Here is a 26432-nt window from a genome sequence, read left to right as displayed (position 1 = left end):
CGATTCGTCTAAAAATGGTCACGCGGTACAGTGGGGGCTCGTGCACGCTCGGACAATCGGTATGAGTGCAAAACACTTTCTCGCTAATGATGTTGCACGTTGGCGCCAAGGAGCAGCCAAGAACTGACGGCAGGAGACCCGTGAGCGATACGACATGATCGGTTGACCGTAAAGCGAGAGGAGGAAGTCGAAGAAGAGAGACCGCAGATCAGCAGGATCGGTGAGAGAGGGGAGAGAGGGGAGAGAGGGGAGAGCGAGATAGTGCGAGAGAGGGATAGCGAGATAGTGCGAGAGAAAGGGAGAGCGAGATAGTGCGAGAGAGAGGAAGAAAGAGCGTGAAGGAGGGAGAATGAGCGGGAGAAAAGAGGGAAGAAGGGCGAGATGACAGGGGAGAGCTGCTAAGCGAGCGAGGCCACCGAGCAGCCACGGGCAGCCAGCGCTGCCCGTGGATATGCCGTGCTCTATCAGCCGAGGATACCCTGGCTGCGCAGATAGTCGTCGTAGCTACCGCTGAAATCGACGATGCCATCGTCCTTCATTTCGATGACGCGAGTGGCCAGCGAGCCGACGAATTCTCTGTCATGGCTGACAAAGATCAGGGTGCCGGCGTAGTGCTCCAGGGCCAGGTTCAAGGCCTCGATGGACTCCATGTCCAGGTGGTTGGTGGGCTCGTCCATGACCAGCACGTTGGGATTTTGCAGTGACAGCTTGCCGAACAGCATGCGGCCCTGTTCTCCACCGGAGATCACCTTGACCGACTTGCCGATATCGTCGTTGGAGAACAGCATTCTGCCCAGCGCCCCTCGTACGATCTGCTCGCCAGACGTGGTCCATTGTTGCATCCACTCAAACAGCGTCTCGCCACCCTCGAAGTCGGCTGCGTGGTCCTGGGCGAAGTAGCCCACCTCGGCAGCGTCGGTCCATTTGACCTCGCCCGCATCGGGCTCCATCGAGCCGACCAGGCAGTTCAGCAGCGTGGTCTTGCCGATCCCGTTGGGACCGATGATGGCAACGCGTTCACCGGCTTCGATGCGCAGACCAAAGCGCTCGAACAGTACGTTGTCATCCCAGGCCTTGGTCAGTTCCTCGACCGCCAGGGCATGGCGATGGATCTTCTTGTTCTGCTCGAAGCGAATGAACGGGCTCACCCGAGACGAGGGCTTGATCTCATCCAGCTTGATCTTGTCGATCTTGCGCTGGCGTGAGGTGGCCTGCTTGGCCTTGGAAGCATTGGCCGAGAAGCGGCTGACAAACTGCTTGAGCTCGGCGATCTCCGCCTTCTTCTTGGCATTCTCTGCCTGCAGACGCTCACGAGCCTGGGTGGCGGCCGTCATATACTCGTCATAGTTGCCGGGAAACAGCTGCAGTTCGCCGTAGTCCAGATCCGCCATATGGGTGCAGACGCTGTTCAGGAAATGGCGGTCGTGGGAAATGATGATCATCGTCGATGAACGCGCCCTGAGCACATCTTCCAGCCAGCGAATGGTATTGATGTCCAGGTGGTTGGTCGGCTCATCCAACAGCAGCACGTCGGGGTCGCTGAACAGCGCCTGAGCCAGCAGCACGCGCAGCTTCCAGCCCGGTGCTACCACGCTCATCGGTTGATCATGCTGTTCGAGCGGAATGCCCAGGCCCAGCAGCAGCTCACCGGCACGCGCCTCGGCGGTGTAGCCATCGAGCTCGGCATAGCGGACCTCCAGGTCGGCCACCGCCATGCCATCTTCTTCGCTCATCTCCGCCTGGGCATAGATGCGCTCGCGCTCCGCAGCCACCTTCCACAGTTCTTCATTACCCATGATCACGGTATCGATGACGCGTTCGTCCTCGAAGGCAAACTGATCCTGGCGCAGCTTGCCCAGCCGGGTGGTGGCGTCCTTCATGACCTGACCGCTGGTCGGCTCCAGGTCACCGCCAAGGATCTTCATCAGGGTGGACTTGCCACAGCCATTGGCCCCGATCAGGCCGTAGCGGTGCCCCTGTCCAAACTTGACAGAGACGTTTTCAAACAGTGGCTTGGGGCCAAACTGCATGGTGATGTTGGCGGTAGAGAGCACGGCAGGGAATCTCGCGGAAGCAGCATGAATGTGAGACTTGGGCCGGCACGACAGGAGGCTTCGACCAAAGTGGATCGCGCATTGTACGCGTCCGACCCGGGGGGTATCCACTCGGTGAGCGCCCAGCGCTGCCTGTCTGCAGCGTCAGGGCTTGCATAGCTGCATGTCAGGCAGCCAGAACTGAAAAGCCCGAATCCGCAGGGATTCGGGCTTGTCACCTCAGCGACGGGACAGACGAGAACGTGGTCGATAGGGATCGCCCGGCTCGCGGAACAGCGACAGCAGCACCGCAAGGGTCATCACCAGAATGACGACGCTGACCGGCAGCGCCGCTGCGATCAGTGCTGTCTGCAGCGCAGAGAGCCCGCCGACAACCAGCAGCACCGCCGCCACCAGGCCGATGATGACGCCCCAGAAGACGCGGAACAGCTTGGGCGGATCGTCATCGCCCAGGGACAGAATGGTGGTCAGCACCAGGGTGCCCGAGTCTGACGAGGTGATGAACCAGCTCATCAGCAGGAACACCATCATCGCCGACAGCACCCAGCCGAACACGCCGGAGCCGACGATACCGTCTGCGGTGGCAAACAGCGCCGAAGGCAGGTCCCAGGCACGCACCATGTCCATAATGCCGGCGGAGCCGGCGCCACCGGCCGCGTTCAACTCCTGATGGATCGCATTGCCGCCGAAGATGACCAGCCAGATAAATGCCAGCAGGGTCGGCACCAGCAGCACACCGAGCACGAACTCCCGCAGGGTGCGGCCTTTCGAGATGCGGGCAATAAACAGACCGACAAACGGAGCCCAGGCGAGCCACCAGCCCCAGTAGAAAATGGTCCAGGCCTGCTGCCATTCGCTGGTACCCGCCTTGTCGGCATACCAGAGCCCCATCGGAATCACTTCGGTGGCGTAGTCGGCCAGCGTCTCACCGAAGGTCTGGAACAGCCAGAGGGTGGGCCCGCCGAACAGGAAGATGCCGATCACCACCGCCGACACCCAGATGTTGAGCACCGAAATGATACGGATACCGCGCTGGACACCGCTGACGACCGAGATAATCGACAGGGTCGAGATGATCGCAATCAGGGCCAGCTGAGTGGGCAGGCCATCACTGATGCCAAACAGCTTTTCCAGCCCGACGCCCATCTGGCTGACCCCGAGCCCGAGGGACGTGGCGACGCCAAACACGCAGCCCAGTACCCCGAAGATGTCGAACAAATGGCCAAGGGGACCAAAGATGCGATCGCCGATGAACGGATAGAGGGCAGACCGCAGCGCCAGGGGCAGTCCCTTGCGGTAGGCAAAGTAGGCCAGCGACATGCCGACGATGACGTAGATGGCCCAGCCGTGCAGGCCCCAGTGAAAGACGGTGACCCGTAGCGCATCGATGGCGCGCTCGTGGCCGATCTCGGTGGCCCCGGCCATGTCGGCATGGGGGTTGTTGGGATAGCCGAAGGCACCGGAGTTGTCGAGGTAGAAGATCGGTTCGGCAACGCCAAAAAACAGGATGCCGATGCCGATACCCGCCGAGAACAGCATCGAGAACCAGGCAAAGTTGCTGAATTCCGGGCGGCTGTCATCGGTACCCAGGCGGATATTGCCGTAGCGACTGCAGACGATAAAGGCACAGACGACGAGCAGCGCGACCACGGAAATCAGGTAATAGCCGCTGAAGGTGCTTTCGATCCAGGTGCGGGCGGTGCCGAACACCACGCTTGCCGTGTCCGAGCTAAGGCCGGTGAACAGCACAAAGAGCAGAATCAGCGCACCAGAGGTGATGGTCATGCCGCGGTGCATGCCCTGGAAAGGACCACCCTGGTCAAGTTCTGTGACCATGTAGTCGGTGCCCATCACCGCATGGGGATTGTCGTCGGGGGGAGAGTCGGAAGACGCCGTGCTGGCGGCTGCCGTGGAGGGTGAATCTGAAGTAGCGATAGTCTCGTATCCTCTTGAGCCGGGCCACGGGCCGGCGATCCCGCTGTCACTCCAGCTACGAGCGACCTCGTGGCGCGAAGACTGAGAGCAAGTCATCGTGCCTGGACGTTGGCGAATGGGACGCACCAAGCCTGCTCTCGCCTGCATGGGAAGCGAGGGCCGGTGCGCTGTCGCAAACGCCAGCAATGCTGGAAAGAAGGTGGCGTCGGGCCACCAATGCGTTGCATATCATACACTTTTTAGTGGCGGCCGTGGCGCAGGACATAGCTTGACGAGACGTCTCTGGGTGCGTCGACGCTACGTTTAGCCTCAAGCGCTCCACCATCGCTGCGCGTCATGGGGCCCGGGAGAACTGCCCCGGCGCTTCGGGTGCGGGCGCAGTTCATCCCTCTAGGAGTGGGTTGACAGTTACATTGCCCCCTACGAGTAGGCTATCGCTGGCTGAGTAGCTTCAAGTTATTGCGAAGCTCCTGTGGCACATCTTCGATCAATACGAGAGTGACCTCTTGCTCCCCACCTTGTGTACTCGTGAGACTGTCGCCCAGATAAGTGTTTATCTCATCCGGGGTCAACGAGTACATGGCCCCTGTTAATGGGTCAACGATTAATCAGCCAATCAATCCCCCAAAAATTAAGTTGCCTCCTACATACCAGCCGTTGGCATGGCTGGTAATCTCTATAGAGCGACTCTGAAAACCATCTTTACTGATGGTGACGACATAATCCTTTCCGCCAAAGTAGGAGCCGTCAGCCTTTTTGAGCGTTACACTGGTTGGCGTGCTTCCCTCGAAGACTTGCTGCCCCTTTTCGTCGACGATTGTAATGTCTGCATGGGCTGGAGCACTGTTGATGGTGATTGCCTGATCGCGATCACCAACGATACTGGCACAACCACTGAGCATCATGGCACTTGCTACAGCAACAGATAGTAGGGTACTCGTTCGTTTCACTTGGCGTTACTCCCGTGCGTAAATATTCATATCATTCAACAGAACGTTTTTATTTATTATTGAAGTCTGATGGTGTGAAGCCCAACTGATGCCATCAAGCGGTCACTGTAATCTTGCTGTTCATTAGCGCGCGGGAAATAGAAAACCTTGCCGTATATCAGAGGTTGAGAAGGAACTTCTTAGTCAGAGGAGAGGAGTCGCTCACCGCAGGCGCAGGGCTCTCGACTCATCGGTGCGCCGCTTGACCCGGCCCGGAAGGTCATTTACGTTGCTAGTACCAACTAAACTACCAAAGACCCAATGTCTCTCCATAGCGATAGCACCCAAAAAAGCGACAGCGACAACTCCCGAGACCTCCCTAGCGGCGAGAACCTCGACCGGGATGCCCGAGCGCTCTATGACGCGCTCAATCAGTTGATTCGGGTCCACCAGTTTCGAGATCGAGATCGCATTTGCGGCTATGACCTTTCTGTGGCCCAGTGTTATGCCCTGGAGACTCTGGTCCATCAAGGGCCATTGCGCCTGCAGGGGTTGGCTAGCGAAATGTACCTGGACAAGAGCACGGCGAGTCGCGTGGTGGACGCCCTGGTCCGCAAGGGACATGTCGACCGGATCGCCGATCCGGCAGATCGACGTGCCGCGCTGATCCGGCCTACAGTGCAGGGAGAAGCGTTGTACCAGACGATTCGCGCCGACCTGATCGCCGAAGAGCGGGCAATGCTCGAAGGGCTCACTCCGGATATGCGTCGGGCGGCGCTGACCCTGATACGGCAGTTGACCCAGGCAGCGCATCGGCGCTGTGGTCCAGGGCCTCGGCCCTGAGTTGTAATGAGGACGAGACCTGAGTTTTTTTGTACGCATTGTTGGTACTGACAACTAATGTCGGATGTGAGGGCGCGTCCGCCAAGGTACCACTCTCTCAAGGAGCGATAGATGAATCAGACAAGTGGCAGGATCGCGATCATCGGAGGCGGTCCTGTAGGGCTTGCCGCCTGCGCCCACGCGCTAGCGCATGGACTCGATCCGCTGGTTATCGAAGCGGGCAAGGGCGTCGGTGAGCATCTGCGGCAGTGGGGGCATGTGCGAATGTTCACGCCCTGGGAATGCAACCTTGATGATCACGCTACCTCACTATTGAAGGCCAATGGATGGCTGCCGCCGGATGGCAATGCTTGCCCGACCGGGCAGGAGCTTGTGGATCACTATCTGGAACCTCTGGCGAATCTGCCCGAGTTCCGAGACCGCGTGTACCTGCAAAACCGCGTGCTGGGAGTGAGTCGGTCCGGTATCGATGTGCTGAAAGACAAGGGGCGCTACGAGGCGCCGTTCGTGCTGAGGATCGAAGACCCCGATGGTGAGCGGGACCTGTTGGCCGATGCGGTTATCGATGCCTCCGGTACCTTTGGCCAGCCCAACTGGATGGGGGGGCACGGTATGCTAGCGCTGGGGGAGGCGCGACTGGCACAGAGGGTGACCTACGGACTGCCATCGGTGCTGAAGGAGGGGCGTGATCGCTACGCCAACCGGCGTGTACTGGTCGTCGGAGCCGGGCATTCGGCCTTCAATCTGCTACGTGATCTGGCTGAGCTCGCCAAGGCGGCTCCGGACACCAGGGTGCTGTGGGCAATTCGTGGAGATTCACCGGCCAGAATGTTCTGCGGTTGCGCCGACGATCCTCTCGAGGAACGCGGTCGGCTGGGGCTTGAGGTCCAGCGTCTGGTGAGCGATGGCAGGATCGAGGTCTATCCCGGGGTCAGGATCGAGCGACTTGAGGAACGGGCCGATGGTCTGGTCATCCAGGGGCAAGGGCATGGCTTGCCGCCGGTGGACGAGGTAGTCGTCGCTACAGGCTTCCGGCCAGATCTGTCGCTGTTGTCTGAGCTTCGCCTCGAGCTGGATCCCGCCACCCAGAGCCCGGTTCGTCTGGCGCCATTGATCGACCCCAACGTACATAGCTGTGGCTCGGTGCCCTCCCACGGCGCCGAGGAACTCCGTCATCCGGAGCAGGGGCTGTTTATCCTGGGCATCAAGAGCTACGGCCGTGCTCCCACCTTTCTGTTGAGGACCGGTTACGAACAGGTGCGCTCGGTGGTCGCAATGCTGGCGGAAGGAGCGGCACGAGGTAGCTTCGGCCATCGATAGAGCGACGATGCTTGCGAGGATAGCGAGGCTAGGGTACGTGCCCGACCGCATCGATCTGTCTGACACAGCCAGCCCCCGGTAGTTGAAGAATTACTTACCAGGGGCTGGTAGGTCCGGCGACGGTGTTTCAGGCGGTGGTCACTGGCGCCGAGCGTTGCAGCGTCAGCAAGGTGTCCTCGTCGCGCAGCCGGTACAGGGTGTAGCAGGCCGCCAGCATCGGCAGGGCGGCGAAGAACAGCATATGGCCAAAGGGATCTGTCACCATGGCGGGAATCGTCACCAGCGTCGAGATGCCGTGAATGGCCAGCACGCCTGCGTATGTCATGCGCTTGTAAAGGCCCGCCACGAACGCCAGGATCAGGGCTAACTCCAAGGCGCCGAGCACCATCACCACAGCGGTGTCCACGCCCGCGACGCCGAAGTATTTATCGATAATGCCGCTGCCCTGGGCTGGGTTGATGAATTTGCTTAGCGTCCACACCAGTAGCACCAGGAAGATGCCGACACGCATCGCCAGCAGCCCGCCTTTTAGTCCTGACATATCTGTTTCCTCTCCTTTCCTGAGGTCATTCCGCACGGCGGCGGTCACGAGATGGTGGTCTTGGCAGCCCGTTGGCAACCTGTCGCGAATGCGCAGCTGCACAGTCGAGGCCGCGCCGGTTTGCGTCGGCCGGTGTCGCAAATCCTTACAGACCTTGTCGGCGAGCATAATGCTGGGTCGGACAAGAGGAGGGGAGAAACGCTGTGAGCAGGGCTGTATGCGTGTCTGTAAGTAGGGCCGGGCTGAAGCTGGGGTGTATCGACGGGGGCTGCGCGATAGGCCGGGGAAGCCTGGCGATGGCCTTTTCTGCTCACCGCTTCTGCTTCCCCGGTCGTGCTGCGTCAGTCCAGGCAGGCGATGGCGCCGCTGACCAACGCTTCGATCCCGGTGCGCAGGGTCACGGGGTTGCCCGGAAAGTAGTGGGGAGAATGCGGCATCTCCAGGTGCCGCATCTTGTCTGCCACCGTGCTGCCCGGCGTTGCTGCCCAGCGCTCTGCCGGGGTGGCGCCGATGAACCAGTAGGCGCAAGGGATATCATCGCCGCCGAAGCCTCCCGCCTTGGCATCACCGAAAAGCGGAAAGTCCTCGCTGCCGTTGAGTCGGTGCATGTCGTAGAGCGCATCCTGGCCGAAATGCTCGCCATGGGCGCGGCGAAGGCGTTCGACCAGGCCCGTGTCGTTGTATAGTGCGATGGTGTCATTGATCACGCGAATATCCGGCGGGCGTGGACAGCGTCCAGCGTCGCATTCCGCGCGCACGATGCGCTCGATCGCTTCGAGCAACTGGCGGTGCAGGCTGTTGTCGAAGCTGCGGATATTGATGTCCAGCTCGGCATGGTGAGGAATGATATTGGACTGGGTGCCGGCGTGCAGCCGGCCCACCGTGACCACGGCGGCCTCTTCCGGCGGGACTTCTCGCGACACGATGGTCTGCAGCCGGGTCACCACGTGGGCGGCGATGACGACCGGATCGATGGTGTGAGCTGGCATCGAGCCATGGCCGCCAGCGCCACGAATAGTGATGGCCAGATTCGAGGCGGCGGCCATGGCACGTCCGGCAATGTGCCCGACGTTGCCGGCCAGTGCTGGCATATTGTGCTGGCCGAGCACGATATCCGGGCGCGCGAATCGGCGATAGAGACCATCCTCCAGCATCGCCTTGGCCCCACCGAAGATTTCCTCGGCGGGCTGGCAGATCAGCATCAGGGTCCCTTGCCACTGGTCGCGCATGGCGGCCATCACCGTGGCGGCGCCGACGATGCAACTGCTGTGCAGGTCATGTCCGCAGGCGTGCATCAGCGGCACGCTGCCGCCGTCAGTGTCGGCGGTATCCGTGCTGGCAAACTCGACACCGGTGTCTTCCTGGATCGGCAGTGCGTCCATGTCCCCGCGCAGCATCACGGTGGGGCCTTCCCCGTTGCGTATCAGGGCGACGACGCCCGTGCCGCCGACGCCACGGGTGACCTCCATGCCTGGGGTGTCCCGCGCTACTGCCTCCAGGGCGTCGGCCAGATGAGCGCTGGTCTGATGTTCCTGAAAAGGCAGCTCCGGGTGCTGATGCAGCTGACGGTAGAGCGAGCCGATAGTCTCAAGCGTCTGCTCTGCGTGGGCGCGGATAGCCTGACTGAGGTCAGCGCTGATGTGAGTGGTCATGGGTACGTCTCCTTGTGTGTGTCACATCAGTTGGCGAGGGATGTGGTGTCGGCGGCCGGCTGGATGAAGCGCTGACAGGCGGTGACTACCAGCACGTTGAGCAGCATGGCCCACAGGCCGGAATGCCAGCCCAGTGGCGAGGACCACACGAACTCCATCAACAGGTAGGCAACGCTTCCCGCCATGGCGCCTGCCAGGACGCTCAGGCGTCGTAGTGTCGGCAGGAAGACCGCGCCCATGACCATGGGCAGCAGCTGGACGATCAGCCCATAGGCGACAAGCAGCATCATGACCAGTGATGACGGGTTGGCCAGCGCACAGGCGTAGGCGACCAGGGACAGCCCCACCACACTCCAGCGGGTGGCGCTGACCACGGTCTTTTCACTGGCGCCGCGCATGACCGTCGGGCCCAGCACGTCTCTGACCAGTACGATGCCCGCGGTGTGGGCCAGGTTGGCCCCGGTAGACATGGCGGCGGCCAGGGCGCCAGACAGCATCACACCGATGACCCAGGGCGAGTAGTCGGCCACGTCAAGGACGAGCTTCAGCAGCACCGTATCCGGGCGCGCCAGCGGTTCCTCGGCAAACACGATAATGCCCGCAAAGCCGATGAATAGCAGAGGAACCAGCAGGTAGGCGTAGAGGGGATAGAAGACGCTGACCTTGCGCAACGTGCGACCGCTGTCAGCGGAATAGAACTTCATGAACAGATGCGGCCACATGGCGCCGCCGAAGGCACTGACGAGGATAGCGGTGCTGAAGTAGCCCCAGCCCATGTTGGTGGCGCCGGGCAGGGTCAGGTATTCGGGGGCGCTCTGCTGGATCTGGCTGAACATCTCGCCGACCCCGCCATAGAGGCGCTCGGAAAGGCTGATACCCAGGTACCAGGCAATCACGATCATCATGATGCCCTGCAGCAGGTTGGTCCAGCCGATGCCCTTAAGGCCGCTGGTGAAGACGTAGGCCGCGACCACGATAAAGGCGAGCAGCGCGCCAAGCCACAGCGGCACCAGGCCATCGGTGGCGGCCTGGAACAGCATGCCAGCCCCGGCGATCTGGATGGTCAGGTAGGGCACCATGGCGGCGACGCCGATGATGCCGGCGATCATGCCGAGAGGTTTGCTGCGGTAGTGATGGGCGATCATGTCGCCCTGGGTCAGGTAGCCCCGCTCTCGTCCCAGTTTGGCGACCCTTGGGCCAAGCACCCAGATCGAGATCGGCACCAGCGCCAGATAGGCCAGGATATAGAGGGCTGGTGCGCCCCTCTCGTACGCCCAGCCGGGGGTGCCAAGAAAGGCGAACGCCGAGAAGATCTCGGCGCCAAGGATAAAGAACAGAATGATCACCCCGACGTGGCGACCACCGGCCACGTAGCCTTCGAGGCTGGAGCTGTGCTGACCACGGGCGCGGATGCCCACCCACAGCACTACGCCCAGGTAGGCGAGGGTGATACCGACGACGATGAAGGCATCATTCATGGCGATCCCCTCCGTGTCGCACCACAAAGGCGATCCACATGCCGGCGAACAGAATCAGCATCCACAGGATGTACCAGAAGAACAGGAACGGCAGGCCCAGTACCATCGGTTCAATGCGGTTGGCGATCAGCGCGCCGGGCCAGATCATGGCGAGCGAACATACGGCGAAGTGCAGCCCGGTCAACAGGTGAAAGGTCTTGGTCATGGAAGGTTCCTTGGCCTTGGGGGACGCTGGGAGGTTGTTGCGGACGAGCGTTTCCCGGTGCCGCCGGCGGGCGGTTATTGAAATTGTGCCTTTACTATGGGATAGCTCTTTCGATACCAAAAATATGGCTTTTTGATAGCAGCGATATCGATATGGCATGAGAACGGGGTGATTGCCGTCGCCGTCGTCAGCGCCGTCTAACGTCGAGGGAGGCATTCACGTCATGGAGTTCCGACAGCTGAGCTATTTCGTGGCGGTGGTGGAGGCCGGGACCATCACCGAGGCCAGCCGCCGGGTACATGTGGCGCAACCGGCGCTGACTCGCCAGATTCGTTTACTCGAGGAAGACCTGGGCACCCGCCTGCTGGACCGTCACGCCAGGGGCGTCCGCCTGACCATGGCCGGGCGTGCGCTATATGAGGAAGCCTTGCTGTTGCTGGATCAACGTTCGCAGATCAAGGCCCGTCTCACGGCCCTGGGCAGCGGTCGCACGGGAACATTGCGCCTGGGCATCACGGTGGCCCACCTATGGGTGCCCGAAGTGGCGCGGATGATGGGGCAGTATCGGGCGCAGTATCCGGGCGTGGCTTTTGAAGTCTTTCCCTTGCTCTCTGGCCCGCAGCTAGAACGGTTGAGCGAAGGCACGCTGGACGCTGGCGTGGTGTATCTGGATGGGCCGGACTATCCCGGGCTCGACACCTTGCCGCTGAAACACGACAGCCTGGTGCTGGCGCTGCCGGAGTCCTCTCCGTGGGCCAAGTGCCCGCCCCAGTGTCTGGCGGACCTGCAGGAAGAGGACTTTGTGTGGGGCTTTCGCAGCGCGTCGCCGATGTACTACGACCGCATGCTGTCGCACTTCAAGCGCCTGGGCTTTGCGCCACGAGTCGTCCAGTACGGCGCCGACAACATCACCATTCTCAGCATGGTGGCGGCAGGTCTTGGCTTTGCCATCGTCACCTCAGCGAGTCGGCATCACCCCTTGCCCGGCGTGCGCTTTGTCAGGTTGCCCGAGCTCGATCGCTGCGATATGCCGCTGTGGCTGGCATGGCGCCATGGTAATGACTCACCGACCCTGTGCAACCTGATTCAGCAGGTACAAGCCGAGCTATCGTCCGGGGCCTGATGGTTCGCGCCCCTGTTCTGGCGCCCCAGTACTGGCGCCCCGGTTCTGGCGCCCTGGTTCTGGCGCCAGCGCGGTGGGGGCTGTCCGAATAGCTGCCGAGTCAAGGCACGTGCAGGCCTGCGGTATGTCTACTGGGGCTTCGGTGCTAACGGTGAGGGGCTAGCCGTTTTCATAGATGAGGAGGTGCCACCCACAATGGGCAAGGTAGGCTCTGTTTATTGATGTTCATTCAAATGATTTTGTTTCTCATTCTTGACTTTGTATGACCTAATCCCGAGAATTTGGTTGCTCTGCGAACCATCACAATAACCAGACTCCATAACGATTTCTCGGGATGTATCACATGAACACGTTGCTCTATCGTTTCGTGGGCCGGGCGGGGGCCTGTCCGCGTGCGCTGACGGCCGTCTGTTGCCTGGCTCCGGTGTTGTCGTTTCCGACACTGGCACAGGAAGCCGACAGCGATGCCAAGGATGAGGTCTATCGGCTGGCGCCCATCATCGTCAATGCCAAGGCGGTGGCTGACGATGATGCCAACGCCATTGTTGCCCAGGAGCTCTGGGTCGGTGGCAAGGTCGCCACCAGTATTCTGGATACTCCCGCATCGGTCTCGGTGATCACCCAGAAAGAGATCGAGCAGCGTAATGCCAGCACCACCGAAGAGGTGCTGCAGTACACGCCTGGCGTCATCACCGACTACTTTGGCACCGATGATCGCAACGACTACTTCCAGATTCGCGGCTTCCAGGCCACCACGTATCGGGATGGCATGACGCTTGGCTCGATGCGTGGTGTCAGAGAAGAGCCGTTCGCCTACGAGCGTATCGAGGTGCTGCGGGGGGCCAACTCCACGCTGTTTGGGCCGGCCGACCCGGGCGGATCGGTCAACTTTGTCACCAAGCGTCCGCGCTTCGAGCGTTTTGGCGAGGCCTACGCAAGCTACGGTTCCTTCGACCACCTGGAAACGGGCGTCGATTTCGGTGATGTGCTGGATGACAGTGGCACCCTGGCGTATCGGATCACTGGCAAGGTGCAGGACAGCGATCGCGAATACGACCACTCCCGCGACGACAACGAGTTTGTCATGGCAGGGCTTGCCTGGGAGCCCACCGACTTCACCACCGCCAGCCTGATCATCGATCACCTGGATCGCGATGACACACCCAATAGCGGCGGTTATCCACTGGACCGTGACTACTCGCGGGATGAGTTCTTCGGTGAGCCGGACTTCAATTACCACGATGTGGAGCGTACCAGCGCGACGGGCCAGTTTACCCACGATTTCGACAATGGCCTCGTACTGCGGGGCAACCTGCGCTATAGCGATCTGTCCGATGACTTCGGCTACATCTACCTGACCGATTCCGCAGCTCGCACGGGCTCCATCGTGGACCGCGACTACTTTGGCACCGATACCGATGCCCACGAAGTGATCGGTAACCTGATGGTGCAGTACGACGCCAGATTCGATGGTTTCGACAGCAGTACACTGGTGGGCACCGAGTACCGAGACGCCTCGACCGACGATAGCTCCATCTATGGCGATGCGCAGCCGATCGACCTGTCCAACCCGACCTTCAGCGGCGGGCCGTCCAGCCTCAACGTGTATAGCACCAATGACCAGGACTATGAGACCCGCTCGGTCTTCCTGCAGCAGAACCTGTCCTTCGACGATCGCTTCATCGTCACCGCAGGGGTACGCAATGACGATATGGACCTGTCGAGCAAGGGGGTGTCCTGGGGCGCCGCCTTTGACGACAGTGATGATTTCTCGGAGACGTCCTTCCGTGGCGCCTTGACCTATATCATCAATGAAGAACTGTCTTCCTATGTCAGCTACGTCGAGTCGGTGGCACCGCCTTCCATCGGTGTGACGCCCGAGCGTGGCGAGCAGTATGAAGTGGGGCTGAAGTACGCTCCGATCGGTACCAACGCCCTGTTCTCGGCATCGGTGTATGACCTCAACCAGGACGACATCACCATCGCAGTGGTCCAGGACAGTGGGATCATCGAGCGTGAAACCATCGGGGAGTCGCGGGTAAGGGGACTGGAGCTTGAGGCCAAGGTAGAGCTTTCCGACAACCTCAGCGTGATCGGCGGCTACTCTTACATGGACTCTGAAGTGGAGCGTGGCACGCTGCGCGACGGCAGCTCCATCGAGGGCAACGAACTCACCACCACGCCGGAGCATATGGCCTCCCTATGGACTCACTACACTCTGCCTGACCTGAACATGAGCGTAGGGCTCGGGGCGCGCTATACCGGTGAGTACTACTTCGATACCGCCAACACCATCAAGAGCGAGTCAGCGACCCTCTTCGATGCATCGTACAGCTACCAGTTTGTGCAGAACACTGACCTCTCTCTGCATGTCAGCAACCTGTTCGACGAGAAGCACGTAGTAGGTTCCGGGACGGCAGATTACTACAACCCAGGACGCGAGGTGACCGCCAAGCTCAGCTATCGCTGGTAAAGACTTACCTCGACGTTGTCGTGTGATATGCCGTACTCGTGCAAAAGGGGCGCCGTCTAACGGCGCCTCTCTTTGATGATGCATGATGGGACAGCGCGCCACGAGACGTTGGAATCAGCGAGATAGTAAAGAGAATGAGGATGGTGCGAGAAGGTGATGCTTGCCAATTGCCGTAACAGTCAGTGATGGGACGTTGTGATAGTGTCTCAATAGCTCCTATGAACGATTTTCTTCATCATGTCCTTGTGGCGAACCTCATGAGTAGCCTTGGTGAGTGGAAAAGCCCACCCTCGCCGTCAATGTCCTGTTCATCAATGTTCCGCGACTGTGCCGTTGTTGGTAAGCCATGTTCTTGAATCTTTGCCGACGGCGCCATACAAAAAAAGTGTATGACATGATGTTGCTATGATGCTCTAGCCTTCCTCTGCAATGTGAATGCAGTTTCCATTTAGAGGAAAAGCGATGCCACTTTTTTCCGTTTCCAAGTTGAATGTTGAAGATGCAAAGGCACTGACCGTCACGGCATACGAACTCGCGCTATATTCTAATTCGGCTGATGATGACGCTGGCTTCTCGGCGGTTGATGTGCTTGAAACCATTAACCATGTATCAGGGCCGGCACTGGAAAACGAGCATAAAATACCATCCGGCTGGCGTGAAGTGTCCGCTGCTGAGCTAGGGCTTGCTGCTTCCATTGTTGATAAAGACGGTTACATCACACTGAGCAGTCCTTTGCTGGGAGGTGTCTCGGGAGGGCCACAGCTGAAAGTTCTTGCGGAACATGACTCGCTAGGTAATATCAGCCGTGTCTGTGTCTCCTATGCCGGCACCAATAATCCGGTAGATATTGTCGACTATTTTTACTTGAATGAGGGCAATCAGATTGCCGACACCATGGAGCCGGTGTTGGCAAGTGTGGCCAGTTACATGAGTGCACATGGCTTGAGTGGAGACGATGCCATCATTACCGGCTACAGCCTGGGCGGAGCCCTGACCAATATTCAAGCGCGCTTCTCTGGTCAGTTGGCAGATGGCTTCTTTGCAGAGAGCAATTACATGGGCTATGCATCGCCCTTCATTTTTGAGGCTGATAATGTCCTGAATGTCGGGTTTGAAAATGACGCGGTGTATCGCTATGTGGGGGATCACGAGGACCTGGAGACGGCCATCGGCAATCTTGATGGCGCCTTGGAGAACAATGATGGCAACTACTCAAGCTCCGTAGATAACCTCGTTATCTTTGATGACGTCTATGCCGGTCTGACACTTTCCCTATCAAACCACTCCGTGCTAAATCCCTTTGCATGGAGTGCCCATCTTAGTGGAAGAACTGCCGATCTGGTTTCGCGAATCGTTTCGTCGTCGTTCTACGAGTGGATGAGCCAGGATAGTGTGGTCGTGGTTGCCGCGCTGGGTGAAGATGCCAGAGGCATCTATTGGGTGGGCGACATCTGGTCGCCGACGTCTGACCACTATGGTGATCCCGCCTTTATCGTGGGGAGTCACTTTGCTGACCTGCTGGCTGGCAGCGCTGCCAACGATTACATCGATGGCCTGGCTGGGGACGACCGGATACGCGCCTCCAGCGGATACAACCAGGTAGAAGGGGGAAGCGGTGACGACGCTCTGATTCTCGAAGGACGGGGTAGTGATTACGACGTCTTCAAGCTGGATGACGGTAAGGTGGCGGCATTGGGTAACGGGGGGCTGACCATCGCCCAAGGTATCGAGACGATCGAGTTCACCCGCGGTGGTGGCTGGTTCCACTCTGGTCCAGGGGTCAACTATCTCGTGCAGGACTCCCACCTTGAAGACGCATACAAGTTTTCCTGGTTTGACCGCGATATTGCCTACAGCAAGGCCACGCTGGGTGATGCTGGGGATAACGTGATCAAAGGAAAGGTCGTTTTTGCTGGCGCCGGCAACGATCACCTGAGCGGAACTTCGGGTCAGGACGTCCTGGTCGGCGAGGAAGGTCGCGACTGGCTCAATGGCGGTGGCGGCAGTGACCTGCTTTACGGCGGGGAAGGCAATGACGTGATTGTGCTGTCGGCCGGAAACGATCGTGCCAATGGTGGGACTGGGCAGGACCTCTTCGTGGTGAAGGACGGTGCTACCATGCACGCGGTGATCGAAGACTTTGCGCTGGAAGGGGAGCAGAAGGATATTCTCGATCTGCGTGATGTGTTGTCGGACGATGCTGCCTTCGAGCGTTCACTGGTTCAGGTTGGCGATGACAGTGTCGTGCACTTTGCGGGGGGCACGGTCAGGCTGGAAGGCGTCGATGCAGCGTCGCTGATGCATGGCGCGGTGTTGACGGGGCAAGTGGACTTACCTGACGCGCTCTCCGTCGTCTGATAGGACGCCTGCGACCGCTCGGATCCGCCGAGCGGTCGTCAGGATGGAGGCGACGCCAATGGCGATGGCTATGCCTAAGCGCAAGCCAGGCGGCCTAGCTATCCACGCCCGCCTGGTGATCTTCGTTCACCATCTCGCTTGCGACCTGTCGCAACACTTCCTGATAGTTCTCAACGCCCTGGGCCCCGGTGACCAGGTAGCGGCGGTTGAACACCATGGCAGGTACCCCGCTGATGCCCTGTTGTTGCCAGAAGGCCTGGCGCTGGCGTACCGATTCACCGCGCTCGCCCGACTCGAGTATTGCCACGACCTCGTCGCGGTCATGGCCAAGATCCGCCGCCACATCGGCCAGCACGTCGATCTGGTGAAGGTCGCGGCGCTCGCTGAAGAAGGCGCTGAACAGGGCCTGCTTCATGCGGTGGCCTTCGTCTGGCGAACGCTGCTCCGCCCAGTCGATCAACTGGTGGGCGCGGAAGGTGTTCACCATGCGCATGTCATCGGTGTAGTGGAAGGCAAAGCCGAGCTCGGCGCCCATCTGGGTGAGCCGTTCCCGAGCCGCTCGTGAGTCCTCTTCGCTGGTGCCGTACTTGGCGGCGATATGCTCGCGCAGGTTTTCACCTTCCTCGCCCATCTGCGGATTGAGCTCGAAGGGGTGCCAGTGCACCTCGATATCTATGCCGCTCTGACGCGACGCTTCGGCGAGCTGGCGGTAGCCGATGATGCACCAGGGACAGACGACGTCGGAGACGATGTCGACGGTAATCGTGGTGTCGGTAGTGCGGTCGCCGCGACGGCTGTCGGGGTGAGCAGTCATATCAGTCTGTGCTCCTGAAAGGATCGAGTACGGCGTTGGTCGTTAGCAGAGCAATTACCTTACACCCCGCAGGTCCTTGAGGACCACCACACGCAGGCGGCCTTAGTGTCACTTTCCGGGCGGCTGGCCTGCCTGACGCCCGATAGATGAGATGCCCCCTCAATGTAAAGCCCGACAGAGGAAATTCCTGATAGGTCGGGTGCGCCGGGAGGCGATAGCCGATAGCGGACGAGGCCTATCGGCCAGCAGTCCAACCCTCGCAGTAAGTCACTTGTGCCTATTGTCACGCACAAGAAAGGTCAGCAAGTACGGCGCACCTAGTACGCCGGTGACAATGCCCACGGGGTAGCGCGCTGGGAGCAGGTGCTGGCCGATAAAGTCGGCCGCCAGTACCAGCAGCGCGCCGACCAGCATGGCCGGCAGCAATACTGAGCCCTGGTGCTGGATAAGGCGAGCAGCGATGGGACCGCTGAGAAAGGCGACGAAGGCAATCGGTCCCGTCACCGCGGTGGCAAAGGCGACCAGGCCGACAGCTGCCACCACGACGACCAGGCGCAGCAGCGATAGGCGAATACCGAGGCCGCGCGCCACTTCATCTCCCATGCGCATGACCTCAAGATGGCGCGCCAGACACAGCAGGGGAATGCCAAGTAGCGCCAGTGCCAGCAATAGCGGGAGACCTTGGGCCAAATGCACGCTGTTGAGGCTACCTGCCATCCAGCGCAGCGCTTCCTGCAGTGACCAGGCCGGTGCTTGGGTGAGCAGATAGGCGATAGCACTCTGCAGCATCGCGGAAAGGCCGATACCCACCAGAATCAGGCGAGTGTCGGCGATCCCCTTGCGCCAGGACAGCAGGTAGATACACAGCGCCACACCGAGCCCGCCGATGATGGCCATGAGCGATACCAGTGCCCCGCTGAGGGACAGCCCGATGATCGCGAACACCGCACAGGCACTGGCGCCGGTACTGATGCCGATCACGTCCGGGCTGGCCAGGGGGTTGCGCAGCATGGTCTGAAAGGCCGCACCACCTAGCCCAAAGCAGGCACCGGACAGCACGGCGACCAGGGCTCGTGGCGCACGCAGTTCCCATAGAGTGAAGGAGGCGCCAGCGATGTGCTCTCCAGAGAACACCGCCAGGATGGTGGCGGGCGACAGATAGGACTGCCCGAGCATCAGGGTGATGGCGACGCCTGACATCACCGCGGTCACCAGGGCGACGATAATGCGCGACCGCCGTTGGTCGGAAGGGGCGCTGGATAGCGATGCGGTTGTCACAGTGACCTCAGCTGATGGCGACGAACGATCGCAATGAAGACAGGGCCGCCCACCAGGGCGGTGACGATGCCCACGTCGAGTTCCGCCGGGCTGACCAGCACGCGGCCTAAAGTATCGGCCAGGGTTACCAGCAAGGCGCCGCCAAGGGCCGAGAGCGGAAGCAGCCTACGGTAGTCGCTACCCGTCATCATGCGCAGGGCGTGTGGCACCACCAGTCCGACGAAGCCGATGGGCCCGCAGGCGGCCGTGGTGGCTCCGCACAGCAGGATGGCGCCCGATGCCGCGAGCCAGCGCGCCTGGGCAACCCGTTCACCCAATCCTGTGGCGGTATCATCGCCCAGGGCCATCAGGTTGAGTCGGCGCGCCGAGCTGAGCGTCAGGATCATGCCAAGCACCATCAACGGCAGCACCGGCAGGATGCGATCGAGGGAGGCACCGCCAACCCCGCCGATCAGCCACGAGTGCAGCAGTCCGGCGATATCTGAGCGGGGCAGGATGATGGCCGAGGTGAGCGATGCCAGGGCGGCGGACATGACGGCGCCACTCAAGGCCAATCTCAGCGGCGTGGGGCCGCCGCGGCTGAGGCTGGCAATCAGGTAGACGACCAGTGCGCTGATGGCGGCACCGAGAACGGCGACCCACAGATACTCGGCAACATGCTGCATGGCAAACCAGGCAATGCCGATGACTACCGCCAGCGAGGCGCCGGCGTTGACCCCGAGAAGGCCTGGATCCGCCAACGGGTTGCGGGTCAGGCCCTGCATGCCGGCTCCAGCCACCGCCAGTGACGCACCTGCCAGGATGGCCAGTAGCGTGCGTGGCAGGCGACTGGCCACGGCGGCTTCTGCCATGGAGTCGACGCTACCGTCGGTCAGGCCCAGCAGGGTGGTCCAGCCGGTGTCCCGGGTGCCAATGCCGATGGATAACAAGGCCGCCGCCACGAGGGCGGCGGCGAGCCACCAGGTCAATGCACCTGGTGGCGTCACGCGATGGAGGCTCATGCCAGAACGCTCACTCCTGCTCACGTTTCAAGGCGGCCTGGGACAGCTGGTCGACGTAGGTATCGAGCACCCAGGGTATGGACAGCGGGGTAGGGTTGGCGGCAGTGCCTTGCGGATCGTTGCCCAGCAGCACCAGCGCATCCTGCTCGACCGCTGGCAGCCGCGAGGTCAGCATGTGTTGGTTGAGCCGGTCCACCAGTGGCTGACCGCCATAGGTGACAATGATATCCACGTCGGCAATGTCATCGATACGCTCTGCGCTGATGGAGCCGCCGAAGCGACCGTCTACCGAACTGTCCGTGACGAACTGAGGTGATGTCAGGCCGAGCTCGTGAAAGAAGCGAACCCGCGCGTCGTTGTCGTTGTAGAAGTTGATCTGGCTCAGGTCGGTGGGTTTGATGTGGCTGATCAACATCGCGCTTTTGCCCCTCAGCTCCGGGTGTGACGCGATCTGTTCATTGACCTGGGCCTCCAGGCGCTCGATCAGCGCCTCGCCTTCCTCCGCCATTCCCATGCCGGCACTGTTGAGGCGGATCATGTCACGCCAGCCCGATGACCAGGGCGCCTCGGGATAGGCAACCACCGGGGCGATCTTGCTGAGGGTGTCATAGTCGGCCTGACTCATTCCCGAGTAGGCCGCGAGGATGACGTCAGGACGGCTCGCCGCCACCGCCTCGAAGTCGATCCCATCGCCTTCGTCGTACAGCGTGTAGGGGCCTGCATTCAGCTCGTCCAGGCGCTCTTCCACCCACGGCTGGATGCCATCGCCGTCGTCGTCGCCAAAGGACATGGCAGCAAAGCCCACCGGCACGACGCCAAGTGCCAGAGGCACTTCGTGGTTGGCCCAGGAGACCGTGGCGATCCGTTCGGGCTGTTCCTCGATCACGGTGACACCGAGTGCGTGCTCGATTTCGATCGGGTAGTCGTCGGCGAGCACCGGCGGGGCGATGGCCATCAGCAGGCCAAGGGACAAAGGCGCGTGTCGCATGAACATCTCATCTTCCTTGTGGCGGTAGTCGCCGGCGAGCATGCGCCAGCGTGACAATCGGGAAACGTGGGACGGGCGCCGGAGGAGGCGCCCGTCGTCGACCCTGATATGACTTAGAAGTCGTAGTTCAGGCTCAGCAGTGCGCTGCGGGGTTGGCCGTAGATACCCTGGCTGTAGAAGCCCAATTGAGAATAATACTCTTCATCAAACAGGTTGGTCACATTGAGCTGCGCGCTCAGATTCTCGTTGATGCGATAGCGCGCCATGGCATCGGCAACGAAGACATCGCCCTGGCCAATCTTTCTAGTTCCCAGCGGAGTATCGTTGTCGCGATAGGTATCGCCCTGCCAGCGGGCGCCGCCGCCTACGGTCAGGTCCGACCAGCGTCCCGGCAGTTGCCAGCTGGCAAAGACCTTGGCCTGCTGGCGCGCATAGCTGGTATTGAGCTGATTGCCGTCGGCATCCTCGGCATCCACCAAGGCATAGCTGGCGGAAAGGTTGACGCCTGCGGCAACTTCACCGGCAATTTCCACCTCGAAGCCTTCGACCTCAGCACCATCGGTGGTGGTATAGGCCTGATCGGTGGTGCCAGCGACAAAGACGCCGGGGAGTTCCACGGCCAGGTTGTCCTGCTGGCTCTGGAACACGGCGAAGGACAGGTCGGCGCGGTCGTCGAACAGCTCGGCCTTAAGCCCCAGCTCGTAGTTGATGCCCTCCAAGGGATCCAGCAGCGCGCCGCTGGGGGAGCGCTCGCTCTGGGTGTTGAAGATCTCGGTGTAGCTGGCGTAAGCGCTGAGATCATCGGTGATATCAACGATCAGACCCGCATAGGGAGTGAGCTCGTTGTCATACTCGTACTCTCGTTCGCCGCGATAGTCCTGATCGATCTTCCAGTCGGTCATGCGCGCGCCGACGATAAAGTGCACCGGGTCCGCCAGCGAGAAGCGAGATACCGCATAGTAGCCGGTCTGCTCGGTCACCGTGTCATCGGTCAGTCCCCACTCACCCCAGGCGGGCTCGGCCAGCGCCGGGTCGTTGCGGTCGCTGAAGCTGCCCAGTGCCGGCACATCGCCGGCCGGGCCGCGGCTGCGAATTTCGTAGTCTTCGTTGAGGTCCATGTAGCCGAAGCCCAGCTGGTGCTCGCGACCGAACAGTTCGAACGGGCCTTCCGCGCTGAGGTGCAGGTTCTTCTGGGTACGGTCTCCGCGATAGTCGAGCAGGTAGGACTCAGTGGCGTAGGAGGGCGTGTAGTAAAGCACGCCGGTCTCGCGGTCCGGGTAGCCGCCACGGTAGTTATAGGTAAGACCGTAGTTGGCGTCGCCGTAACTGTAGGCGGCGCGGGCCTTCCAGCCGTTGTCGAAGTGGTGGGTCAGGTCGACGAAACCACGCGTGTTCTCGGTAAAGAAATTGGCCCACTCGGTGTTGTTGGCGGTAGAGCGGTCGTAGTCGGTGCGTCCGCCATCCAGGTAGTACTGAGGCACACCGATGTAGGCGCCATCCTGATCATAGTGCTGATACTCGACCCCGAGGGTGAGTTCTGTGCGGTCGGTCAGCTCAGCGGTAAGAACGCCATAGAGGGTCTCCCGGTCGTGCTCGACATCATCCATGAAACTGTCGGAGCGGTCCTTGGCGGCGACAAAGCGCACGCCGACCCGGCCTTCACTGTCCAGAGGCGTGCTGACGTCGACCACGCCACGGCCACGGTCCCAGCGACCCACCGCCGCACTGACGCTGCCGGCGGCCTCATCCAGCGGCTTCTTGCGCACGAAATTGACCGTGGCAGAGGGATCGCCAACGCCCGTCATCAGTCCGGTGGCGCCGCGTACGACTTCCACTCGGTCGTAGATGGCGGCATCCCACTCGGCATCGCCGAAGGGCCAGAACGGACTGGTGTTGCTCTGAAGTCCATCGAACTGGAAGTTGCGGATGGAGTAGCCGCGGGATTGGAAGTTGGTGCGTGTGCCATCCAGGCGAATGGCCGATACCCCCGGGAGCCGTTCGACCGCTTCGGTGGTGCTGGTGATCGCCTCGTCATCCATCTGTTGGCGAGTCAGAAAGCTCATTGACTGGGGCGTTTGACGAGGCGTCAGCGTCAGGCCGCTGGCACTGGCGCTGGATTCGACCCGGTAGGTGTCGCTCAGCTCGGTAGTGGGGCGCAGGTCCTCTCCCACCACGGTGATACTGCTTAGCTGCTCGGTGTCTTGAGCGAACGTCGCACTGGAGATCGGCAGCAGGGTGCCAGCGGTAAGGCCGATAGCCACCGTCAGAGGGTGCAGGCGAGGGCGTGAGAGGTGAAGGGCCGCGTTGGAGCGAGCGTGGTGTGCCACTGTGTCAGTTCCCTGGAATTTATTTGTGAATGCGAATTATTACTGTTTTTGTTTTTGCGCGTTTATGCACAACGCCACGCTTGCTATGCGGCGTGCCATAAATGAGCGTCGCCGGGGAACGTTTCCTGGAAATCGAGAATGGGGGGAGCCGACGAACGGGGAGAAGCAGGGGATCGTCGGATATCAGGCCTTTATCGTGTAGGGCCCCTAGGTCAGGGCTGAATCCATCCGTTGAAGGAAATGATGGGCCCAGTGTTTACCGCGCAGACGTCGATGCACCTTGGGGGAGGTGAGACGTTGGAGCCGGTCGCCGTGCGGGGACATCGGCGCGCGGAGATGGAAGGGCGACTTCCTTTGCTCGCGTGAGCGGTAGCAGGGTGGTGCGTGAGAGTCAGCCAGCGGGGATAGGAGAGGCTAGGACAGGGTAAGGCTTGCACAAGGTGAAGCTTTGATAGCGTGACGACAGGTGACGCTCCTGCCGATGTATCGGCACCTTTATAGAAAGATAACTTTGCTCCATGTTAGGCAGGTTGGACATTTCAGTTCTGGCTCAGTAAGGTATGGGTCTTGCGTCGCAAGGAGATCCGCCATTTTCGCCGGAAAAGCGCGCCAAATGGATTTTCTGTCGCCGTACTAAGTATAAAATGTTGCTGGTGTCATCGTAGGTCCCACTAGCGATTTATGATGAGAAAAGTGTAAAACTCGACAAATTTCAGGTTGGGTTTTCGCGCTATTTATTGACGAAACCTGCCATTGAAAGGTTCGTATCGCTTCCTTGTCGATATAGAGGATGAAGATGTCGCCTCATTACTCCGACCAGGGTCGTTGCATGCCCCGTCGACCTCCTCCCTCCTGCCCTTAGGGAGTGGTGCCTGCGTGCTGACCTGAGCACGTGGCTCAGCGATGATGGCTGTGCAACTGCCCTTGGGATCAGGTTTCCGGCAGCTGGCGACGGGTGATGCCCTTATTGCATCGCCTAATTAAGCCGGCCTTGATGTCGTCGCGAGCTTGATGTCGTCCTGAGTGAGTCCGCGGCCAAGTCGCTCTGAGCTCGCCATGGTGCGAGTCAGGCAGTCGGCATGTTTCCAGGCGGAAACGACCTTCCCCTCCCTGCCCCTATGTTGCCCAACGCTATGCTATGCGCCGTCGCACGGTGCTGCGGTGTTGTGGGCCACTTTTCCGTTCCCTGTTTGACGTCGCAGCCCTTGCTTTGCGGGTGCTGGCTAGCATGCCATGCATCTGGCGCTCGCCGGTTGAGACTGCGCGCCTCCCATAGCGGAACTCGACGGCATGCCACGGGAAACGCTGCGTAAATGTTTCGATTGCGGTCGTTTATGCGGTGTTTCCCTGACGCGACACAAATCGGCATGCCTGTGTTCAACTCACAATAGGATTGCCCTTGAACAGTTCTTCGCTTTACCAGTTTTCGACCTGGACCGTCATCCTGTTGATGGTCGCTTTTTATGGCGGTACCTACCTGCTGACCCTCGGCATCCGCAAGAAGAAAGAAGACGCCGACGCCTTCATGGTCTCGAACCACCGGGTCGGCTTCGGCATCGGTGCCGCCAGCATGACGGCCACCTGGATCTGGGCCGCCTCCTTCTACGCCGCTGCCACCTCCGGTTATACCTATGGTGTGTCCGGCCCGATTCACTACGGGCTGTGGGGCGCGCTGATGATCCTGTTCATCTATCCCTTCGGCCGCCGCTTCCGCAAGCTTGCCCCCAACGCCCACACCCTGGGCGAGCTGATTCATGCGCGCCACGGCTCCTCCAGCCAGCTGATCCTGGCGCTATCGAATCTGCTCGGCAGCATCATCAGCCTGATGGTCAACTTCACTGCCGCCGGCGCGCTGGTGTCGGTGCTCTCGCCGCTATCGTTCCAGGCCGGCGTGATCATCGCCGGTGTCGGGGTGTTGCTGTACACGCTGTGGTCGGGCTTTCGCGCCTCGGTGCTGACGGACTTTGCTCAACTGGTCGCGCTGATGGCGATCGCCGTGGTGATCATTCCGGCGGTGTTCTTTTCCATGGGTGGGCCGACCGAGCTGGTGGCCGGTCTCGATAACCTGACGCCTGAGCAGGCCGACTTCTTCTCCATGGACGCTATTCTCAACCAGGGCGCGCCCTTCTTCGTGGCGGTACTGGCCTATGCCATCGGTAATCAGACCATTTCCCAGCGCCTGTTCGCGGTGAACGAAGATCACATCAAGCCGACCTTCCTCACCGCTACCGTGGGGTATGGTGCCATCGTCATCGGCCTTGGCATGATCGGCCTGATGGCGTTGACCCTGGGGATCGAGCCCCTTAACGGAGACATGAACAACCTGATCCCGCAGATGGTGTCGAGCTACCTGCCGCCGGTGTTCATCGCGGCCTTCTTCATCCTGGTGATCGGCTCATTGTCCTCGACCGCCGATTCCGACCTGTCGGCCCTGTCTGCGATCATGATGGCCGACGTCTACGGCAAGAACATTGCCCGTGGCAAGGCCGACCCCCGCCGCATGCTGCTGGTGGGCCGCCTCACGATGATCGTGGCCACCATGATCGGCATCGTCTTCGCGAGCTTCTCGCTGGACATTCTGGTGATGCTGGTATTCGTCGGCGCGCTATGGGGCGCCATCGTCTTCCCGGTCATTGCCAGCTGCTTCTGGAGCCGGGTCACCAACGCTGCCTTCACCACCTCGGTGCTGGTGGCCATGGTGGCCTTCTGTGCGGCGCGCTTCGAATGGCTGCCGATGACCGGTATCACCGGGCTTGGGTTCGAGCTGCTGGCCAGCATCGGCGGCGGCATCATCATCGCGCTGATGGTGTTCGGCTTCCTGGGTCGTGTGGCCGGCGCGCTGGCTGGACTTGTGGCCTTCGTTGCCATGCTGATATTCGCTACCGGCTTCCTGCGCGAGTACACGGTTCTGCTGGCGTCATTGACGGCCTATGGCACCAGCACGCTGGTCTGTGTGGCGATGAGTCTCGCCAGCCGTGAACGCTTTGACTTCGACTGTATTGCAGAGCGTGTCGGCAACTATGACGCCGACGAGTCCGCGCCGGTAGCCGACGAGCACCCGCGCAAGCCCGCCCCGGCAGGACTTGCGACCCAGCGCTGAACCCTTGTTTGAC

The 26432-nt window shown here is 60.8% G+C and carries 18 protein-coding genes; 6 read left to right on the top strand and 12 right to left on the bottom strand.

The annotated features are described in order from the left end of the window. Nucleotides 1–464: 464 nt before the first annotated feature. The 3 genes from KUW18_RS00290 to KUW18_RS00280 all read right to left on the bottom strand — a co-directional run bounded on the left by KUW18_RS00290 (nt 465) and on the right by KUW18_RS00280 (nt 4939). Nucleotides 465–2054 carry an ABC-F family ATPase gene (locus KUW18_RS00290; RefSeq protein ID WP_206942694.1) on the bottom strand — a complete coding sequence of 530 codons (1590 nt, stop codon included), beginning with the start codon at nt 2052–2054 and terminating at the stop codon, nt 465–467. Nucleotides 2055–2273: 219 nt separating this feature from the next. Continuing rightward, nucleotides 2274–4085, bottom strand: a complete 1812-nt coding sequence (locus tag KUW18_RS00285) for a BCCT family transporter (RefSeq protein WP_261317301.1) — start codon at nt 4083–4085, stop codon at nt 2274–2276. Between the two features lie 512 nt (nt 4086–4597). Continuing rightward, a complete protein-coding gene (locus KUW18_RS00280) occupies nt 4598–4939 on the bottom strand; it encodes a hypothetical protein (RefSeq protein ID WP_222560542.1) in 342 nt (113 codons plus the stop codon). Nucleotides 4940–5239: 300 nt separating this feature from the next. Here KUW18_RS00280 and KUW18_RS00275 point away from each other — a divergent pair, with 300 nt between their 5' ends. Then, the gene (locus tag KUW18_RS00275; protein ID WP_206942693.1) at nt 5240–5761 is read left to right on the top strand and encodes a MarR family winged helix-turn-helix transcriptional regulator; all 522 of its coding nucleotides are present in this window, start codon (nt 5240–5242) and stop codon (nt 5759–5761) included. A gap of 111 nt (nt 5762–5872) precedes the next feature. After that, nucleotides 5873–7081: an NAD(P)-binding domain-containing protein gene (locus KUW18_RS00270; protein ID WP_222560541.1), complete on the top strand. Its 1209-nt coding sequence runs from the start codon at nt 5873–5875 to the stop codon at nt 7079–7081. A gap of 127 nt (nt 7082–7208) precedes the next feature. On the opposite strand, the gene KUW18_RS00265 is transcribed toward KUW18_RS00270, so the two are convergent. From KUW18_RS00265 to KUW18_RS00250, 4 genes are all read right to left on the bottom strand, one after another. Continuing rightward, nucleotides 7209–7790, bottom strand: coding sequence for a hypothetical protein (locus KUW18_RS00265; protein ID WP_224908288.1), 582 nt, complete (start codon nt 7788–7790; stop codon nt 7209–7211). A 173-nt stretch (nt 7791–7963) separates the two neighbouring features. Further along, on the bottom strand, nt 7964–9274 hold the full coding sequence (locus KUW18_RS00260; protein ID WP_222560540.1) for an amidohydrolase: 1311 nt from the start codon (nt 9272–9274) through the stop codon (nt 7964–7966). 26 nt (nt 9275–9300) lie between these two features. Next, nucleotides 9301–10752 carry a sodium:solute symporter gene (locus tag KUW18_RS00255; RefSeq protein WP_222560539.1) on the bottom strand — a complete coding sequence of 484 codons (1452 nt, stop codon included), beginning with the start codon at nt 10750–10752 and terminating at the stop codon, nt 9301–9303. Further along, the gene (locus tag KUW18_RS00250; protein WP_206942685.1) at nt 10745–10957 is read right to left on the bottom strand and encodes a DUF3311 domain-containing protein; all 213 of its coding nucleotides are present in this window, start codon (nt 10955–10957) and stop codon (nt 10745–10747) included. Before KUW18_RS00250 ends, KUW18_RS00255 begins: the two co-directional genes overlap by 8 nt. Nucleotides 10958–11180: 223 nt before the next feature. On the opposite strand from KUW18_RS00250, the gene KUW18_RS00245 reads away from it, so the two are divergent. The 3 genes from KUW18_RS00245 to KUW18_RS00235 all read left to right on the top strand — a co-directional run bounded on the left by KUW18_RS00245 (nt 11181) and on the right by KUW18_RS00235 (nt 16911). After that, nucleotides 11181–12080 (top strand): LysR family transcriptional regulator, encoded by a 900-nt coding sequence (locus tag KUW18_RS00245; protein ID WP_206942683.1) that lies wholly within the window; start codon nt 11181–11183, stop codon nt 12078–12080. Nucleotides 12081–12423: 343 nt separating this feature from the next. Continuing rightward, nucleotides 12424–14553: a TonB-dependent siderophore receptor gene (locus KUW18_RS00240; RefSeq protein ID WP_222560538.1), complete on the top strand. Its 2130-nt coding sequence runs from the start codon at nt 12424–12426 to the stop codon at nt 14551–14553. Nucleotides 14554–15015: 462 nt separating this feature from the next. Continuing rightward, complete coding sequence (locus KUW18_RS00235; protein ID WP_222560537.1) at nt 15016–16911, top strand: calcium-binding protein; 1896 nt, start codon at nt 15016–15018, stop codon at nt 16909–16911. Nucleotides 16912–17005: 94 nt separating this feature from the next. Here the strand turns inward: KUW18_RS00235 and KUW18_RS00230 are convergent, their stop codons facing one another. The 5 genes from KUW18_RS00230 to KUW18_RS00210 form a co-directional block, all read right to left on the bottom strand. Then, nucleotides 17006–17725 carry a DsbA family oxidoreductase gene (locus KUW18_RS00230; RefSeq protein ID WP_222560536.1) on the bottom strand — a complete coding sequence of 240 codons (720 nt, stop codon included), beginning with the start codon at nt 17723–17725 and terminating at the stop codon, nt 17006–17008. 267 nt (nt 17726–17992) lie between these two features. After that, nucleotides 17993–19003: a FecCD family ABC transporter permease gene (locus tag KUW18_RS00225; RefSeq protein ID WP_315900615.1), complete on the bottom strand. Its 1011-nt coding sequence runs from the start codon at nt 19001–19003 to the stop codon at nt 17993–17995. Beyond that, the gene (locus KUW18_RS00220; protein WP_222560533.1) at nt 19000–20004 is read right to left on the bottom strand and encodes a FecCD family ABC transporter permease; all 1005 of its coding nucleotides are present in this window, start codon (nt 20002–20004) and stop codon (nt 19000–19002) included. Before KUW18_RS00220 ends, KUW18_RS00225 begins: the two co-directional genes overlap by 4 nt. 10 nt (nt 20005–20014) lie before the next feature. Continuing rightward, a complete protein-coding gene (locus KUW18_RS00215) occupies nt 20015–20998 on the bottom strand; it encodes an ABC transporter substrate-binding protein (protein WP_261396374.1) in 984 nt (327 codons plus the stop codon). A gap of 107 nt (nt 20999–21105) precedes the next feature. Next, complete coding sequence (locus KUW18_RS00210) at nt 21106–23319, bottom strand: TonB-dependent siderophore receptor (protein WP_222560532.1); 2214 nt, start codon at nt 23317–23319, stop codon at nt 21106–21108. 1399 nt (nt 23320–24718) lie between these two features. Between KUW18_RS00210 and KUW18_RS00205 the strand changes: the two genes are divergently transcribed. Next, nucleotides 24719–26419, top strand: coding sequence for a sodium:solute symporter family protein (locus KUW18_RS00205; RefSeq protein WP_222560531.1), 1701 nt, complete (start codon nt 24719–24721; stop codon nt 26417–26419). Nucleotides 26420–26432 lie beyond the last annotated feature (13 nt).

Origin of the sequence: Halomonas sp. DP5Y7-2, assembly GCF_019802025.1 — a bacterium.
GTDB classification, from domain to species: Bacteria; Pseudomonadota; Gammaproteobacteria; order Pseudomonadales; family Halomonadaceae; genus Halomonas; species Halomonas litopenaei_A.
This window is presented reverse-complemented; position numbering and strand designations above follow the sequence as displayed.

Excerpts from the sequence above, each read along its gene's own strand:
- KUW18_RS00285 (WP_261317301.1), bottom strand. The coding sequence starts at position 4,085 with ATGACTTGCTCTCAGTCTTCGCGCCACGAGGTCGCTCGTAGCTGGAGT.
- KUW18_RS00275 (WP_206942693.1), top strand. The coding sequence starts at position 5,240 with ATGTCTCTCCATAGCGATAGCACCCAAAAAAGCGACAGCGACAACTCC.
- KUW18_RS00270 (WP_222560541.1), top strand. The coding sequence starts at position 5,873 with ATGAATCAGACAAGTGGCAGGATCGCGATCATCGGAGGCGGTCCTGTA.
- KUW18_RS00265 (WP_224908288.1), bottom strand. The coding sequence starts at position 7,790 with ATGCTCGCCGACAAGGTCTGTAAGGATTTGCGACACCGGCCGACGCAA.
- KUW18_RS00260 (WP_222560540.1), bottom strand. The coding sequence starts at position 9,274 with ATGACCACTCACATCAGCGCTGACCTCAGTCAGGCTATCCGCGCCCAC.
- KUW18_RS00255 (WP_222560539.1), bottom strand. The coding sequence starts at position 10,752 with ATGAATGATGCCTTCATCGTCGTCGGTATCACCCTCGCCTACCTGGGC.
- KUW18_RS00250 (WP_206942685.1), bottom strand. The coding sequence starts at position 10,957 with ATGACCAAGACCTTTCACCTGTTGACCGGGCTGCACTTCGCCGTATGT.
- KUW18_RS00245 (WP_206942683.1), top strand. The coding sequence starts at position 11,181 with ATGGAGTTCCGACAGCTGAGCTATTTCGTGGCGGTGGTGGAGGCCGGG.
- KUW18_RS00240 (WP_222560538.1), top strand. The coding sequence starts at position 12,424 with ATGAACACGTTGCTCTATCGTTTCGTGGGCCGGGCGGGGGCCTGTCCG.
- KUW18_RS00235 (WP_222560537.1), top strand. The coding sequence starts at position 15,016 with ATGCCACTTTTTTCCGTTTCCAAGTTGAATGTTGAAGATGCAAAGGCA.
- KUW18_RS00230 (WP_222560536.1), bottom strand. The coding sequence starts at position 17,725 with ATGACTGCTCACCCCGACAGCCGTCGCGGCGACCGCACTACCGACACC.
- KUW18_RS00220 (WP_222560533.1), bottom strand. The coding sequence starts at position 20,004 with ATGAGCCTCCATCGCGTGACGCCACCAGGTGCATTGACCTGGTGGCTC.
- KUW18_RS00215 (WP_261396374.1), bottom strand. The coding sequence starts at position 20,998 with ATGTTCATGCGACACGCGCCTTTGTCCCTTGGCCTGCTGATGGCCATC.